The organism is Mesorhizobium sp. B1-1-5 (assembly GCF_006443065.1).
Lineage (GTDB): Bacteria > Pseudomonadota > Alphaproteobacteria > Rhizobiales > Rhizobiaceae > Mesorhizobium.
The window spans coordinates 1-15,950 of record NZ_VFWS01000117.1 but is presented as its reverse complement, the minus strand read 5'-3'; the positions used below and the strand labels follow the sequence as shown (position 1 = coordinate 15,950).

General features: G+C 63.8%; 16 protein-coding genes and 1 pseudogene. 8 read left to right on the top strand and 9 right to left on the bottom strand.

The window, feature by feature from the left end; all coding sequences use genetic code 11:
* The first annotated feature begins 236 nt into the window (after positions 1-236).
* The 5 genes from FJ980_RS24840 (at position 237) to FJ980_RS24820 (ending at position 5,083) form a co-directional block, all read left to right on the top strand.
* Entirely contained in the window at positions 237-929 is a 693-nt protein-coding gene (locus FJ980_RS24840; protein WP_246676548.1) for a M15 family metallopeptidase, read from the top strand.
* Positions 930-1,128: 199 nt separating this feature from the next.
* On the top strand, positions 1,129-2,157 hold the full coding sequence (locus FJ980_RS24835; protein ID WP_140546353.1) for a sulfate ABC transporter substrate-binding protein: 1,029 nt from the start codon (positions 1,129-1,131) through the stop codon (positions 2,155-2,157).
* Positions 2,158-2,249: 92 nt separating this feature from the next.
* Positions 2,250-3,101 (top strand): sulfate ABC transporter permease subunit CysT, encoded by an 852-nt coding sequence (gene cysT / locus FJ980_RS24830; protein ID WP_140546352.1) that lies wholly within the window; start codon positions 2,250-2,252, stop codon positions 3,099-3,101.
* Positions 3,094-3,978 (top strand): sulfate ABC transporter permease subunit CysW, encoded by an 885-nt coding sequence (cysW, locus tag FJ980_RS24825; RefSeq protein ID WP_140546351.1) that lies wholly within the window; start codon positions 3,094-3,096, stop codon positions 3,976-3,978. Before cysT ends, cysW begins: the two co-directional genes overlap by 8 nt.
* Before the next feature lie 64 nt (positions 3,979-4,042).
* Positions 4,043-5,083, top strand: coding sequence for a sulfate/molybdate ABC transporter ATP-binding protein (locus FJ980_RS24820; RefSeq protein ID WP_140546350.1), 1,041 nt, complete (start codon positions 4,043-4,045; stop codon positions 5,081-5,083).
* A gap of 15 nt (positions 5,084-5,098) precedes the next feature.
* On the opposite strand, the gene FJ980_RS24815 is transcribed toward FJ980_RS24820, so the two are convergent.
* Positions 5,099-5,497 (bottom strand): type II toxin-antitoxin system VapC family toxin, encoded by a 399-nt coding sequence (locus tag FJ980_RS24815; RefSeq protein ID WP_140546349.1) that lies wholly within the window; start codon positions 5,495-5,497, stop codon positions 5,099-5,101.
* Entirely contained in the window at positions 5,497-5,769 is a 273-nt protein-coding gene (locus tag FJ980_RS24810; RefSeq protein ID WP_095768922.1) for an antitoxin, read from the bottom strand. The genes FJ980_RS24815 and FJ980_RS24810 overlap by 1 nt, the downstream gene beginning before the upstream one ends.
* Positions 5,770-6,002: 233 nt before the next feature.
* On the opposite strand from FJ980_RS24810, the gene FJ980_RS24805 reads away from it, so the two are divergent.
* The 3 genes from FJ980_RS24805 to FJ980_RS24795 all read left to right on the top strand — a co-directional run bounded on the left by FJ980_RS24805 (position 6,003) and on the right by FJ980_RS24795 (position 8,992).
* Positions 6,003-6,989, top strand: a complete 987-nt coding sequence (locus FJ980_RS24805) for a sulfate ABC transporter substrate-binding protein (protein WP_140546348.1) — start codon at positions 6,003-6,005, stop codon at positions 6,987-6,989.
* A gap of 251 nt (positions 6,990-7,240) precedes the next feature.
* Positions 7,241-7,690 carry an Rrf2 family transcriptional regulator gene (locus FJ980_RS24800; RefSeq protein WP_040984137.1) on the top strand — a complete coding sequence of 150 codons (450 nt, stop codon included), beginning with the start codon at positions 7,241-7,243 and terminating at the stop codon, positions 7,688-7,690.
* Positions 7,691-7,846: 156 nt separating this feature from the next.
* Positions 7,847-8,992 (top strand): hypothetical protein, encoded by a 1,146-nt coding sequence (locus FJ980_RS24795; protein WP_140546347.1) that lies wholly within the window; start codon positions 7,847-7,849, stop codon positions 8,990-8,992.
* A 16-nt stretch (positions 8,993-9,008) separates the two neighbouring features.
* Here the strand turns inward: FJ980_RS24795 and FJ980_RS24790 are convergent, their stop codons facing one another.
* The 7 genes and pseudogenes from FJ980_RS24790 to FJ980_RS24760 all read right to left on the bottom strand — a co-directional run.
* Positions 9,009-9,512, bottom strand: a complete 504-nt coding sequence (locus FJ980_RS24790) for a gluconokinase (protein ID WP_246676546.1) — start codon at positions 9,510-9,512, stop codon at positions 9,009-9,011.
* A 44-nt stretch (positions 9,513-9,556) separates the two neighbouring features.
* Positions 9,557-10,555, bottom strand: a complete 999-nt coding sequence (locus tag FJ980_RS24785; protein WP_140546346.1) for an ABC transporter permease — start codon at positions 10,553-10,555, stop codon at positions 9,557-9,559.
* Complete coding sequence (locus tag FJ980_RS24780) at positions 10,552-11,532, bottom strand: ABC transporter permease (protein ID WP_140546345.1); 981 nt, start codon at positions 11,530-11,532, stop codon at positions 10,552-10,554. The genes FJ980_RS24785 and FJ980_RS24780 overlap by 4 nt, the downstream gene beginning before the upstream one ends.
* Complete coding sequence (locus FJ980_RS24775) at positions 11,529-13,073, bottom strand: sugar ABC transporter ATP-binding protein (RefSeq protein WP_140546344.1); 1,545 nt, start codon at positions 13,071-13,073, stop codon at positions 11,529-11,531. The genes FJ980_RS24780 and FJ980_RS24775 overlap by 4 nt, the downstream gene beginning before the upstream one ends.
* Positions 13,074-13,142: 69 nt before the next feature.
* The gene (locus FJ980_RS24770) at positions 13,143-14,267 is read right to left on the bottom strand and encodes a sugar ABC transporter substrate-binding protein (protein ID WP_140546343.1); all 1,125 of its coding nucleotides are present in this window, start codon (positions 14,265-14,267) and stop codon (positions 13,143-13,145) included.
* Between the two features lie 293 nt (positions 14,268-14,560).
* The gene (locus FJ980_RS24765; protein ID WP_140546342.1) at positions 14,561-15,589 is read right to left on the bottom strand and encodes a LacI family DNA-binding transcriptional regulator; all 1,029 of its coding nucleotides are present in this window, start codon (positions 15,587-15,589) and stop codon (positions 14,561-14,563) included.
* A 166-nt stretch (positions 15,590-15,755) separates the two neighbouring features.
* A pseudogene (locus tag FJ980_RS24760) lies at positions 15,756-15,950 on the bottom strand (MFS transporter); the annotation flags it as partial.

The following is a 15,950-nucleotide window of genomic DNA, read 5'->3' as shown; positions in this document are numbered from 1 at the left end:
TTGCGTTTCTTGAGACTTCGGGCCACGGAATTCCTCGCCTGAGGTCCGGCGCGAGGCCCCCCTCTCTGGCCTGCCGGCCATCTCCCCCTCAAGGGGGGAGATCAGCAGCTTCGATGTCGCGCTCAACCTTTGACGATTGGTGAAAACCGATGCGAAATCCAATCTCCCCCCTTGAGGGGGAGATGCCCGGCAGGGCAGAGAGGGGGGCCTCGCGCCGACGTTTGTCGGGAGCATTCTTGGCAGCGCTAGCAATCGCGAGCCCTCTCTCAGTCCGCGCCGATCCCCTCCCCGCCGGCTTCGTCAGGCTGGCCGAAATCGACCCGACCATTCGCCAGGATATCCGCTACGCCGGCCTGGAAAACTTCCTGCACCGCAAAGCCGACGGCTATGACGCGCCGGTCTGCATCCTGACCGCACAGGCCGCGAAGGCGCTGTCCAGCGTCCAGAAAGCCATGACCGCCAAAGGCCTGACGCTGGTCGTCTTCGACTGCTACCGCCCGGCGCGAGCGGTTGCCGATATGGGCAGGTGGACAAGAGAAGGCGGCCTGCCCGACCCGCAATGGTATCCGACCGCCGAGCGTGGCGATCTCATCGCCAAAGGCTATATCGGCGAGTTCTCCAGCCATTCTCGAGGTTCGACGGTGGACCTTGCCATCGCCGAGGCCGGCAATAAAAGTGCGGTTCATCCGGCCTGCGGCGCGCCGGACGGCGGCACGCTCGATTTCGGCACCGGTTTCGACTGCTTTGACCCAAAGAGCGAAACCGCCGGTGCCTTGATCGGCGCCGAAGCCACCGCAAACCGCAAGACGCTGCTGAGCGCAATGCGCGCCGCCGGCTTTCGCAACTATGCGCGCGAATGGTGGCACTTCACCCTGGCAAAAGAGCCTTTCCCAAAACAGCGCTTCGATTTTCCGGTTAACGCCAATTGAGGCGCCCAGGGTTGTCATCACCCTGACCGCTTCTAATTAGGGCCGGCGGATGAAGAGCCATGCGGCCGCTGAGGAAGTTATTTCCTTAACCGACACTCGCTCGGTGAAAAATTGTTTCGAGGAGATGAAAAAGGCAACATTCAATGCATCTAAATTCTATAAACTCGGTAGAGTTCGCAGCAGTTCAACGGAGGCCGGAATGACCAAACCTCATTTCAGGACACTGCTCGGCGCGCTGGTCGCCACGTCTGTCCAGTTCGGCACGCTCGGTTTCGCGTTTGCCGACACGACCATTTTGAATGTGTCCTATGACCCGACACGTGAACTCTACAAAGCCTATGACGAGGCGTTCGCCGCGCACTGGAAGGCTGAGACCGGCGAAACAGTCACCATCCAGCAGTCGCATGGCGGTTCCGGCGCGCAGGCCCGGGCGGTGATCGACGGCCTCGACGCCGACGTCGTGACGCTGGCGCTCGAAGGCGATATCAACGCCATCGTCTCGAAGACGAAGAAGATCAACCCGGATTGGCGCACGAAGTTCGAGAACAACTCCGCACCCTACACCTCGACCATCATCTTCCTGGTGCGCAAGGGCAATCCCAAGGGCATCCAGGACTGGAGCGATCTGGTGAAGGACGGCGTCCAGGTGATCACGCCGAACCCGAAGACGTCCGGCGGCGCGCGCTGGAACTATCTTGCCGCCTGGGCCTATGCGAACGCCAATGACGGCAATGACGAAGCCAAGACCAAGGAGTTCGTCGGCAAGCTTTATGCAAATGTCCCGGTGCTCGATACCGGCGCGCGCGGCTCGACGGTGACCTTCGCGCAGAAGGGCCTGGGCGACGTGCTGATCGCCTGGGAGAATGAAGCCTATCTCGCGCTCGACGAATTCGGCGCCGACAATTTCGACATCGTCTACCCGCCGACCTCGATCCTGGCCGAGCCGCCGGTCGCGGTCGTCGACGCCAATGTCGACGCCAGGGGCACGCGCAAGGTCGCGGAGGCCTATCTGGGCTGGCTCTATTCCAAGGAAGCGCAGACCATCATCGCCAAGGACCACTATCGCCCGGCCAAGCCCGACCTGGTGCCGGCCGAGGACCTTGCCAAGCTGCCGGCAATCAAGCTGGTCACCATCGACGACCCGCAATTCGGCGGCTGGAAGAAAGCGCAGCCTTACCATTTCGGCGACGGCGGTATATTCGACCAGATCTACAAACCGGCGCAGTGAGGCCTGACGGCCGGTGAGCCTCGCGGGCGTCCCGGCCGAATGCGACTGCGCAGAGCCATTCCGGTTTGAATAGAAGGACGATCCAGGACAGCATGACCACAGCACCCGCCAAGGCGGGGTGGCGATTCAGACAGCCGAGTGTCATTCCGGGGTTCGGATTGACGCTCGGCTTCTCACTTGCCTACCTCACGCTCATCATCCTCATCCCGCTTTCGGGGCTGATCTGGCGCTCGGCAGCGCTCGGCTGGGCCGATTTCTGGGCGATCGCCGTCGACCGACGCACCCTCAACGCGCTGAGGATAAGCTTCGGCACTGCCTTCCTGGCGGCTGTCGTCAACGTCGTGTTCGGCACCATCGTGGCCTGGGTGCTGGTCCGCTACCGCTTCCCCGGACGCCGCATCGCCGACGCGATGGTCGACCTGCCCTTCGCCCTGCCAACGGCCGTCGCCGGCATCGCGCTCACCACGCTCTATGCGCCGAACGGCTGGATCGGCCAGCTTCTGATGCCGCTCGGCATCAAGGTCGCCTACACGCCGCTCGGCATCGTCGTCGCGCTGGTGTTCATCGGCCTGCCCTTCGTCGTGCGCACCGTCCAGCCGATCATGGAAGAGGTCGACAAGGAGGTCGAGGAAGCGGCCGCCACGCTCGGCGCCAGCCGTTTCCAGATCATCGCCCGGGTGCTTTTCCCAGGCCTGGCGCCGGCGATCATCACCGGCTTTTCGCTCGCCTTCGCGCGCGGCGTCGGCGAATACGGCTCGGTCATCTTCATCGCCGGCAACCTGCCCTTCAAGTCCGAGATTGCGCCGCTTCTCATCGTGATCAGGCTCGAGGAATACAATTACGAGGCGGCGACCGCGATCGCCGCGATCATGCTGGCGCTGTCCTTCGTGATGCTTTTGGTGGTCAATCTCGTCCAGACATCGAGCCGCAAGCGCTATGGCTGATCCCGAGATCAAATCCTACGAGCCGCATCACGAGAGCCAGTCGGCCGCGGTGACCGAAAGCCGGCCCGTCAAGGCCGTGCTGATGGCAATCGCCTTCGCCTTCCTTGCAGTCTTCCTGCTTTTGCCGCTGATCGTCGTCTTTCATGAGGCGCTTGCCAAAGGCGCCGGCGCCTACACAGAAGCCCTTTCCAGCCCCGATACGCGCTCCGCCATCCGCCTGACATTGCTTGTGGCGGCGATCTCGGTGCCGCTCAACGTCGTCTTCGGCATCTCTGCCGCCTGGGCCATCGCCAAGTTCGAATTCAAGGGCAAGGCGTTCCTGACCACGCTGATCGACCTGCCTTTCTCGGTCTCGCCGGTCATCTCCGGCCTGGTCTATGTGCTTCTCTTCGGCGCGCAGGGGCTGCTCGGCGCCTGGTTGAAGGCGCATGGCATCGTCATCCTCTTCGCCGTGCCCGGCATCGTGCTGGCCACCATCTTCGTCACCTTCCCCTTCGTCGCCCGCGAGCTCATCCCGCTGATGCAGGAACAGGGCAATGGCGACGAAGAGGCGGCGCTTTCGCTGGGCGCCAGCGGCTGGCAAGCCTTCTGGTATGTGACGCTGCCCAACGTCAAATGGGGACTGCTCTATGGCGTGCTTCTGTGCAATGCGCGCGCCATGGGCGAGTTCGGCGCGGTCTCGGTGGTTTCGGGCCACATACGCGGCCTCACCAACACCATGCCGCTGCATGTCGAGATCCTCTACAACGAATACAACGCCGTCGGCGCCTTTGCCGTCGCTTCGCTGCTGGCCGGCCTGGCGCTGGTGACGCTGGTTTTGAAAACGCTTCTGGAGATGCGCTACGGCGCCGAGCTTGCCGCGACACGCGGACACTGAACACCACCCGAGAGTGCCTGGCAGTTTGGGAACACCGACAGCATCAACGAACCGAGGGATTTGCATGGAAGTTCGCGTCGTCAACGTGCGCAAGGAGTTCGAGCGGTTTCCGGCGCTCCACGACGTATCGCTCGACATCAGGTCCGGCGAGCTCATCGCGCTGCTCGGGCCGTCCGGTTCCGGCAAGACGACCCTGCTTCGGCTGATCGCCGGCCTGGAACGGCCGACCAAGGGCGCGATCTTCTTCGGCGACGAGGACGCCTCGCAGAAGTCGATCCAGGAGCGCAATGTCGGCTTCGTCTTCCAGCATTACGCGCTGTTCCGCCACATGACGGTTGCCGACAACATCGGCTTCGGCCTGAAGGTCCGGCACGGCGCCGCAAGGCCGTCGGGGCAGGAAATCCGCCGGCGGGCGCTGGAACTGCTCGACCTCGTTCAGCTGTCGGGCCTGGAAAAGCGCTATCCGGCGCAACTTTCAGGCGGCCAGCGCCAGCGCGTCGCGCTCGCCCGCGCCATGGCGATCGAGCCCAAGGTGCTTCTGCTCGACGAACCGTTCGGCGCGCTCGATGCGCAGGTTCGCCGTGAGCTGCGCCGCTGGCTGCGCGAGATCCACGACCGCACCGGCCACACCACCGTCTTCGTCACGCATGACCAGGAAGAAGCGCTGGAGCTCGCCGACCGCGTCGTGGTGATGAGCCAGGGCCGCATCGAGCAGGTCGGCACCGCCGACGACATCTACGACACACCGAATTCGCCCTTCGTCTACTCCTTCATCGGCGAGTCGAGCTCGCTGCCGGTCAAGGTCGAGAACGGCGAGGTATGGATCGCCGACCGGCCGATCGGGCTCTCGGCGCCGCACGCGCCGTCCGGCGAGGCAGCCCTCCACTTCCGTCCGCATGACGTCGACCTGGTCGACGGCTGCAGCGGCTGCATCGCCGGCACGGTTGCCGCCAGCCGCCGCGTCGCCGGCACCAGGCGCGTCGAGCTCGAGATCGGCGGTGAGCGCCAGCGCGTCGAGATCGAGCTGCCGGTCGACCATCCCGCGGCGCAAAAGAGCCGGGTGGCTTTCAGGCCGCGACGCTGGAAGCTCTTTCCGACGGCGTGATCGTCGCGTCGAGCGTTATTCCAGCCAGTTCTCGACGTTCAGCTTTCTGATACGGCTGAACTCGGCCATGTTGGCTGTCACCAGCGTGGAACCTGACGCGCAGGCGTGAGCAGCGATAAAGAGGTCGTTGTGGCCGATGGTCTCGCCCCTGCCTTCCAATTCGGCGCGCAGCGCGCCGTACTCGGCATCCGCCGGCACATCGAGCGGCAGCACCAGAATCTCGGCCAGCAGTTCCTCGACCTTCTTGACCAACTTGGCCGATCCCTTCCTGGCGCAGCCATACCGAAGTTCCGAAGCGACGACGATGCTGGTGCACACGGAGGCGTCTCCCACGCGCGCCATGACGCCGGCGGCCTTGCCGCCTGGGTTTCGGATCATGTCGCTTATGATGTTTGTGTCGAGCATGAACCGCATCAAAAAATGTCCTCGGGTCCGACGGGACTATCCTTGATCTCGGGGAAGTCATCCTCAGGACCGAGCGGGGCTTCCTTCGCCCACTGGGCGAGCAGCGCCGTGAGACCTGATTTACGAATGGGCTCGATGACAAGACGGTCGCCCTCGCGGCTGATCAGGACCTTGTCGCCGGGGAGTTCGAACTCGACTGGAATCCGCACCGCCTGGCTGCGGTTGTTGCGGAACAGCTTTGCCTCTTTCGGCGGCGTCGCTGCATGGCGTTGTTGGCTCATCACGGCATTCCCTTGTATATGCCATATGTATATGCCAAGGCGCCGAAATGCAATCTTTTTTGCCTATGGATATCGCCCACGATGACTCTTCCTGGAAAGAAATCCTAGCAACTGACTATTCCGGCGGTGACTTTTCTCACCGTGATGTCGTCTAACCGGCGCGCGTGTCTCGCCGCGCAACAGCGCCCCGGCTATCATTCACAATTGCCATACTTTCCTCGGAGCCTGTTTTCATGAAGCGTCTGTTGCTCGGCATCGCGGCTGTTGCCGGTCTCCTCCTCGCATCCTCCCAAGCCTGGTCGGCCGACAAGCTTTTGAATGCGTCCTATGACGTCGGCCGCGAGTTGTTCGCCGACATCAACAAGGCCTTCATCGCCAAGCACCCCGGCGTCGCGATCGACCAATCGCACGCCGGCACCTCGGCGCAGGCGCGCGCGATCGCCGAAGGCCTTGGCGCCGATGTCGTCACCTTCAACCAGGTCACCGATGTCGATTTCCTGGTCAAGAAGGGTCTCGTCTCGGCCGACTGGCAGAAGAATTTCCCGGACAACGCCTCGCCCTTCTATTCGCTGCCGTCCTTCCTGGTGCGCGCCGGCAATCCCAAGCATATCAAGGACTGGAACGATCTGGTGCGCGACGACGTGCAGGTGATCTTCCCGAACCCGAAGACATCCGGCAATGCGCGCTACACCTATCTCGCCGCCACCGCCTACGCCAAGGAAGCCTTCAAGGGCGACGACGCCAAGGTGAAGGAGTTCATCACCAAGCTCTTCAACAACGTGCCGATCTTCGACACCGGCGGCCGCGCCGCCACCACCACTTTCGTCCAGCGCGAGATCGGCGACGTGCTGATCACCTTCGAGTCGGAGACGCGCGGCATTCGCGAGGAGTATGGCGACGACAAGTTCGAGCAGGTCACGCCTTCGGTCAGCCTGCTGGCCGAGTTCCCCGTAGCGGTCGCCGACAAGGTCGCCGACGAGCATGGCAGCCGCGATCTCGCCAAGACCTATCTCGACTTCCTCTATACGCCGGAGGGCCAGGAGATCGCCGCCGGGAACGGCTTGCGTGTCCGCGACGCGACGGTCGCCGCCACGCACAAGGCGGACTTCCCGGATGTCCGGCTGCTGACCGTGGAGGACGTCTTTGGCGGCTGGGACAAGGTGCAGAAAGAGCATTTCGCCGCCGGCGGGCTGCTCGATCAGGCCTACGGCAGCCGTTGAAAAGCTCCGCAATCAGGAAGAGCAAGTAAGCCGGCTTTGCCGGCTTTCTTCATGTAAGCTGGGCTGCATGAGTTCGCGGGGGGAAATCCCAACCCGAAATGTGAAAAACGTTACGAAGAATCAACGCGTTTGTGCCTAAGCTGCGGTGGGAATTATTGGGCCAGGCGGCGTCAGGCGGTCCAACTGTCATGATTTGCACACAAACAACCGCCAGATGCAGGCGCATTGGGGTTTGACGAACTGAATCGGGCATGCTGACCAAAAAAGGCAAATACGGCCTCAAGGCCCTCGTGCATCTTTCCGGCCTGCCGGCTGGCCAGCTTGCATTCGTCAACGACATCGCCGTCGCCAACAACATCCCGAAGAAATTCCTGGATGCGATCCTGGGCGAGTTGCGCAATGCCGGTTTCGTCCAGAGCCGCAAGGGCAAGGAAGGCGGTTACCGCCTCGCCCGTCCCGCTTCCGAGATCAAGATCGGCCATGTCGTGCGCGTGCTCGACGGCCCGCTGGCGCCGATCCCTTGCGCCAGCCGCACGCAATACCAGCGCTGCGAGGACTGCGACGAGGCAACCTGCCAAGTCCGCCACATGATGCTGGAAGTACGCCAGGCGATCGCCGAGGTGCTCGACAACCGCAGCCTCGCCGCCATGCGCGACGCCGACAACGACGATTTTCCGGCTGAGCTCACGTCTCAGATTTGAAGCGACCCGAGGAAGCGTAGAGCAGCCAGGATCGGCCGCTTCGCCGTAACCTTCCGTTCCGCAATTGCGCCCAGTGACAAGCCGCGGCCTGCCCTCGGTTGCCAGTCTACCGCGGACGCAGTAAAGCGGCTGGAGGATGAAACGGGGCTCAGACGCATGAGGCTGCCTTGGCTTGGCAATTCCCGTAAGGCCAGCCGGCAGCCATCGTCGAACGACATCTATCACACCGAGATCACGGCCGACGTGCCGGTGCCGGAGCGCGACGAGTCCGTTCGCTTCTTCAGCCGCAAGGTTGTGCGCCCCGGCAAATTGCGTCGCTTCACCAATCGGGATCCGCGCGAGATCCTGTTGTCCTGTTTCTATCTCGGCGTCGCGGCGATGCTGCCGGTCTCCTGGTGGAGCTCGATCTGCGGCTGGGCGTCCAGGCTCAGGCGCAAGCGCCACTTCCGCAAGGAGTTTGCCCGTTACGACGTCGCGGTGAAGGCCGTGCTCGGCGATGCCGTCGACACGAAAGGCATGTTCGAGGCGCAACTCGCCGCCGTTCACCGCCGGCGGCTGACGCTTGCGGCACATCTCGTCGCCGGCTGGCGCTGGTCGCCGGCGATCCGGCTCGAAGGCCTCGAGGCTCTGCAACAAGCCCTGCGCAACGGGCGCGGCGCCATCGTGTGGTGCGACCAGTTCACGGCGCAGACGATCATGGGCAAGCGCGCGCTGCATGAGGCCGGCGTCGATGCCCATCAGGTGAGCGCGCGCTATCACGGCTTCTCGCCGAGCAAGTTCGGCCTGCGCGTGATCAACCCGCCGCTGGTCAGGCTCGAAAACCGCTTTCTGAAAAGCCGGATCGTATTTGAGCGCACCGACGCCTATCAGGTCACGACGCGCATCCAGAAAGTGCTGAAAGCAAATGGCTTAGTGCTGATGACCAACACCGTCTATGCCGGCTCCGCCTTCACCGAGACCGCCATGGGCGAGCGCGGCTGGACCCACCTCGCCTCGGCGCCGGCAAACTTCGCCGCGCGCGCCGGCGCTGCGCTGTTTCATATGGCGACCATCGAGACGGCGCCCTTTCGCGAATATAGGGCGATCGTCAAAGAACTGAGCGCGAGTCCAGAGGCGTCCGCATCGCCTGCCAAGGACATGACAGGGAAGAACCTCGTCGTTCAGGCGGGATTTATCCTGTCGAAGCGCGACCGGATGCTGGAGACGCTCAAACTCTGTCCTGAACAGATGATGGCCTGGTCGAGCGCCGTGCGGCTGACCGAGCAGCCAGCCCAAGCCGCGATCGGCAACGACGAAGCCTGATTACCAACTGATCCAGCTAGCGGATGATCTCTTGCAGGATTCCTGCAACACTTCGCGTTCCGTCGACCGTCACGGCTCGTTCGTCCGCCGCAGGCTCCTCCAGCGTGGCGAACTGGCTGTCGACGAGGCTGGCGGGCATGAAATGGCCCTTGCGATCGGCGACCCGTCGCCAGGCGGTCTCCCGATCGATCCTGAGATAGAGGAAGACTGTGTCGGGGCAGAAGCGGCTCAGCCGGTCGCGATAGCTACGCTTCAGCGCCGAGCACGCCGCCACCGCCTTCCGCCCGCCGGCAACCGAGGCCGCGACACGCTCGCCTATGGCGTCGAGCCAGCCCGCGCGCAACGCATCGGTCAGCGGCTCGCCGCGCGCCATGCGCGCCACATTCTCCGGCGGATGCAGCAGGTCTCCTTCGATGAAGTCGGCGCCCAGCGCCTTGGCAAGCGCCTCGCCGACGGCCGTCTTGCCGCAGCCGGCAACGCCCATCACGACGATGGCGGGCGCCGTCCGAAGATCGTTCATGCCAGGCTCCGGGATCTGCGGTCTCGTGTGCGCCTCGTCCACGGTCAGCGGCTTGCCGGCGCGCGCCCGTAGAGCAGGAGCATGGCGACGATGACGACACCATAGATGATTTGCCGTCCGGCCTCGGGCATCTGCATGACCGAGAGGATGGATTGCAGGAGCGTAATCAGGATCACGCCGGCCACCGTGCCCAGATAGGAGCCGCGCCCGCCCAGGATCGATGTGCCGCCCAGGACAACCGCCGCGATCGACGGCAGGAGATAGGCATCGCCCATGGACTGCGCCGCCTTGGATGCATAGCCCGCCAGAAGCACGCCGCCAAAGGCAGACAGCCCGCCGGAGACGGCGAAGGCGATCATGACGATGCGACGCGTGTCGATGCCGGACAGGTAGGCGGCGCGCTCACGGTTGCCGATGCCGTAAACGGCGCGGCCGAAGCTGGTGCGGGTCAGCGCGAAGACCATCGCGGCGCCGATCAGCGCCCAGATGATGACGGCATTGGGAACGCCCGGGATAGTGAAACCTGTTGCCAGGTAGCGCATCGCCGCGGTCGCCGAATCCTGTGGCGAGAAGCCGCCGGTATAGACCACCATCAGCCCCTGCGCGACGGCATTGGTGGCTAAAGTAATGATCATCGAGGGGATGCGCAGATAGGCGACCCCGATGCCGTTGACGATGCCGATCGCCACGCCGCACAGGACGCCGAAGGGGATGGCGAGAGCAACGCCGACCGACCCGTAAGCCGCGGCCGCGCAGGCCATCATGGCGCCGGCGGCCACGGCCCATGGCACGGAAAGGTCGATCTGGCCAAGCAGGATGACCAGCATCATGCCGGTGGCGATGACGCCGAGGAAGGACGCGACCTTCAACTGCTGCAGCAGATATTCCGGCGACAGGAAGTTGCGCGAATAGAGGCTGCCGAGCAGGAGCAGGACCACGATGCAGGCAAAGGCCGTCAGCACGGCCGGGTCGGCGCGCCGGATGAATTTGGGCATGCGGCCGGCGATGCCGCCCATGATGCCGCCATGCGTCGTCTCGCTCACAGGAACCACTCCAGCCGGTTGCGTACCCGAAACAGCGCGAAGGCGCCAAGGCTGACCGCGATCAACAGGATAACGCCCTGGAACAACGGCTGCCAGAGCGGATCGAAATCGAAGACGAATAAGAGATCGCCGATGGTGCGGAAGGCAAGCGCGCCGAAGATCGCGCCGATGGCGCTGCCCTTGCCGCCGAACAGCGACACGCCGCCGAGCACGACGGCCGCGATCGAAAACAGCGTATAGGCGTTGCCGCTGGCATAGGCCGCCTCGCCCGTATAGGTGAAGAAGGTCAGGAACAGTCCGCCGATGGCCGCAAGCAGGCCGGCAAGCGTATAAGCCAGCAACTTGCCTCTGCGGATCGGCACCCCGGACATGTAGGCCGCCGTCTCCGACGAGCCCGCGGCATAGGCGGCGCGCCCAAGTTCGGAGCGACTGAACGGCACCCAGACGACAAGCACGATGACGAGCAGCGCCACCAGGCTCGCCGGCACGACGCCGAAGAAACGCCCGGTCAGGAAATCGGCAAGGTCCTCGTTGACCGAACCGCCGGGAACGGGGCGCAAAAGCAAAGCCAGGCCGAAATAGACGGCGCCCGTGGCGATGGTGGTAACGATCGGCTGCAGCCGCCCGTAGATGACGATGGCGCCGTTGACCGCCCCGCAGATGAGCCCGGTGCCCAGCACCGCCAGCACGCCGAACGCCGTTTCCAGGCCGGTGCCGACCACCAGCCATGAAGCCATGCAGTTGGTCAGCGTGAAGATCATGCCGACCGACAGATCGATGCCAGCGGTGATCACCACCAATGTCTGCGCCATCGCGACGAAGGCGAGCAGCACGCCCTTGTTGGCGGCCGTCTGCACGACATTGGCGGTGAAGCCGGCCGGATGATTTCCGCTGTAGATGGCGAACATGACGATGAAGATGCCGAAGGCCAAAAGCGTTCCGCGTTGTTCGGCCAGCCGGTAGCGCCAATCCTTCACGCGCGCTCTCCTTGCCCGATGCGGACGTCATCGCCGTGGATGTTGAGCGCGCTGGCGATAAGCGCATGCTCGGTGAGCCCCGCGCCGACCAGCTCGCGCTTGACCGCCCCGTCATAGAGCACGAGCACGCGGTCGCAGCAGCCGATCAGCTCGTCATAGTCCGTCGAATAGAACAGGATCGCGGCACCCGCATCCGCCAGCTTGCGCATCAGCTGGTAGAGCTCCTGCTTGGTGCCGACATCGATACCGCGCGTCGGATCGTTGAGCAGGATGATGCGCGGCTGCCGCATCAGCCATTTGGCGATCACCACCTTCTGCTGGTTGCCGCCGGAAAGCGCGCCGACGGGAATGTCCAGGCCCGCAGTCTTGATCGCCAGCAGCCCGACCATGTCGTCGATCAGGCGCTGTTCGGCGGCGCGGTCGATGACGCCGGCCTTGGACAAGCGGTCGAGCGCGGCAAACGACAGGTTCTCGCGCACCGTCATCGGCAGCATCAGTCCTTCGGTCTTCCGATCCTCGGGGATCAGCGCCATGCCGATGCGGCCGTGGCTGGCCGCGGTCGGGCTGGCGATCGAAACCGGCTTGCCGTCGATCAGCACCTCGCCGCGCAGGCCGCGCAGCACGCCGAAGAAGGCAAGCAGCAATTCTCGCTGGCCCTGCCCGTCGAGACCGCCCAGGCCTACGACTTCCCCTGCCCTGACACTCAGTGAAATATTGTCCAGCCGGTCGGCCCAGGAGAGATTGCGCGCCTCGAGCACCGTCGCAGCAGCCGCCGCGGAAGCGGGTTTCGGCGGGAAGATGTGGCTGTATTCGCGGCCGATCATCAGCTCGACCACCTCGTTGTCGCTCTTCGAGCCGGCGGGGTAGCTGGCGACGTTGCGACCGTTGCGGAACACCGTGCAATGGTCGGCGAGTTCCGCGATCTCGTTCATGCGATGCGAGATGTAGAGCAGCGCCAGTCCTTCCGAGCGCAGCCGCTTCAACACCTCGAAGACCTTGGCGACGTCCGTCGCCGTCAGCGCCGAGGTCGCCTCGTCGAAGATCAGGATGCGCGGCTTGCGGGCCAGCGCCTTGGCGATCTCCACCATCTGCCGGCGCGACAGCGGCAGGTCCTTGACCAGCGCGCGGGGATGAATGTCGGAAGCGCCGGCGCGTGCCAGCGCTTCCTCAGCGATCTTCCGCTGTGCCTTGCGGTCGATCATACCGAAACGCTTGGGTGGATTGGAAATGACGATGTTGTCGGCGACGCTGAGCTCCGGAATCAGCGACAGCTCCTGGAAAATGCAGACGATGCCGGCCTGGTTGGCGGCGGCAGGCGAAGCGAAGGTGACCTCGCTTCCGTCCAGCGTCATGCGCCCTTCATCCGGCGCCACGACGCCCGCCATGACCTTGATGAGCGTCGATTTGCCGGCGCCGTTTTCGCCGAGGATGGCGTGGATGCTGCCGGCGGTGACCGTCAGCTCGGCCTTTTCCAAGGCCCGAACGCCGCCATAGCGCTTGGATATGCCTTCCATGCGGAAGAGCGGAGCCGTGCCGTCCATCAGCCCTCCCGGCCGGTTTCGATTTGGTGAGACAGTGCCGCGGGCCCGCCGCGGCACTGTCCGGTCAGACTATTTGTTTTCCTTGGTCTGGCCCATGATTTCCTGCGCGGTGAAATTGATGCCGCAAGTCGGGAAGGAATTGCCGACAAAGAAATTGTCGGACTGGTCGGGGAAGAAATCCTGCCCTGCCTTGAAGTTCGGATCCTCGACGATGGCCAAAGGCAGCTTGACCGATTGTGGCACGACATTGCCTTCGAGCGCGGCAATCGCCGTCTTGATGGCGACCGCCACCTGGGCCGGACCGGTACCGGCGGACGAGCATTTCAGCCCGTCAGCCGCATGCGCGGCGCAGAATTTGCGGAAGCCGTTTTCCGTCTCGCCGCCGAACGGCACGAACGGATGCTTGGCGTCGATCATCGCCTGCACGATACCGGTGTCGCCGCCCTGCCCGGTGATGCCGTCGAACGGGCCGCTGGTGGCGATCGCGTCGGCCGTGGCCTTTTGCGCCACGCCGTCATCCCACTTGCCGACCACCTCGGTGACGGCCCACTTCTTGCCGGAACCGTCGAGCACCTCGTGGATGCCATTGTGGCGGTCGGTGTCGACCGAAGTACCGGCGACGCCGCGCACCTCGAGCACCTTGCCGCCGTTCGGCACATGCGCGACCAGCCACTTGCCCCAGAGTTCGCCCAGGCCCTTCTGGTCGACATTGACGTTGATGGCGTCCTTGGTGTCGAGGATGTTGTCGAAGGCGACCAGCACGACACCCGCTTCCTTGGCGCGCTTGATGACCGGCCCGAAGGCGGTCGGGTTCTGCGCGTTGACGACAATCGCGTCAAAGCCGGAATCGATGAAGTTGTTGATCGCCGAGATCTGCGCCGGTACATCCTCGCCGGTCGACACGACCTTGAATTCCTTTAGCTTCTTGGCGACATCGGGCTGCGCCGCATAGGCCTTGGCCGTCTGTATCATCTGGATGCGCCAGGTGTTGGCGATGTAGCCGTTGGCAAGCGCGATGCGGTATGGACCGTCCTTCTTCGGAAACTTGAAAAACTGCGTGTCGGCCGACCACGGCGCGAAGCAGTCCGGCTCGGCCGCAGGCCCTTTGACGACTTCGGGTCCGGCGATCGCCGACGAGCTCAGCATGGCGAATGCTGCGGCGGCAATGACGCCGCCAACGAGTGACTTGATCATCGATATTCCTCCCAGTTGCAGTTCTGCTTGTTATGAATCTTGGCGATACCAGTCGGCATCCTCCGGCCGACCAAAACCCGCACAGGACGGCCGAGCCGCCCTGATCTTCCTTGCCCCCTCATCTTTCCTGGCAATTTAGAAAACTATCATATTATACATAATAAACAAGCACGGACCTGTTGCTTATGTATAATAAACAGCCTTCCAGCCTCGCCGAACCTTTGCCGGCATGCAAATGGTAGCGCTACCATCTCGGGCTGTAAAGCATCATCTTAAGAACCAACAGTACCGCGTCAGCGCCCAGTGCTCTCGCGCCGCATCAGCTCGAAACCGAGATCGACGATCCGCTGTTCCGGCCGGTTTCCGGCGATCGCCGACAGCGCCATGGCGACGGCACGGGTGCCGATTTCATAGCGATGCGTGCGCACGCTTGTGATTGAAGGAAACGACACCTGCATCATGTCGAGATCGTTGAAACCGACAACGCCGATCTGCTTCGGCACGTCGATCGATGCTCGATGACATTCGAACAGAACGCCAAGCGCGATATCGTCATTGTTGCAGAACACGCCGTCCAGCGTCGGCATCTTGGCCAGCGCGTCGCGGAACAACTCGCGCCCGAGCGTCACGCTTGACGGCACCGGCGTTGTGGTGACCAGCCGCGCGTCGAACAGGCCGGCGGCCTCCATGGCGGCGCGGTAGCCGGCAAGGCGCCGCTGCGAACGCGGATCCATCCGCGCGCCGATGAAGCCGATCTTGCGGTATCCGGCTTGCAGCAGGTGTTCGGCGGCGGTCCTGCCGCCGTCGAAATGCGAGAAGCCGACCATCATGTCGACCGGGTCCGGCCCGGTCTCCATCACTTGCACCACCGGGCAGCCGGCATTCTCCAGCAGTCGTCGCGCGCTGGGCGTCTGGTCTATGCCGGCCACGATCAGCGCCGCCGGGCGTTGCGATCCGAAGACCTGCAGCAGCCGCTCTTCCTCCAGGCCTGAATAATGGGTGTTGCCGATCTGGATGCGGAACGGACTGTCGGAAAGACTATCATAGATGCCGCGCACCACCTCGGCGAAGACGTTGTTGGTCAGCGATGGCACCAGCACGCCGAACACCTCGGCTCGCGCCGAGGCAAGCGCGCGGGCATTCGGGTCAGGCACGTAGCCGAGCTCGTCGACCGCGGCCTGTATCTGCCGTCGAAGGTCTTCCGACACTCGCCCGGGCTCACGCAACGCCCGCGACACGGTGATCGCGCCGACGCCGGCCTTGCGCGCCACATCGGCAATGGTCGGACGGCCGCCGCCGCGGCGCGAGCGCGGCTTGGTCAAGGGCGAGCCTCGTGCGTCAAATCCCGCCTGCTGCGCGCTTGCAATGCCATTGACCCTGGTGTCGCCATCTCGCAGGCCTGTGCCACGTTCCCTGCCCTTGGCGTCGCGCAGCCGCGATTTGTTGTCAAGCTGAGGGCATTTCCAGGAGAAGCGCCGTCGCGAGCCGTCAGGCCATGACGACGCCGCTGCGCCTTGCCCTCCAGAACACCACGACCATCATCAGGATGTTGAGCAGGTTCCAGCCAATTCCGTTGAGGAAGGCGGCCGCGTAAGACCCGGTGAGATCGTAGATCCAGCCCGACATCCAGCCGCCGATGGCCATGCCGAAAATGGTCGCCATGATGACGATGCCAACGCGCTG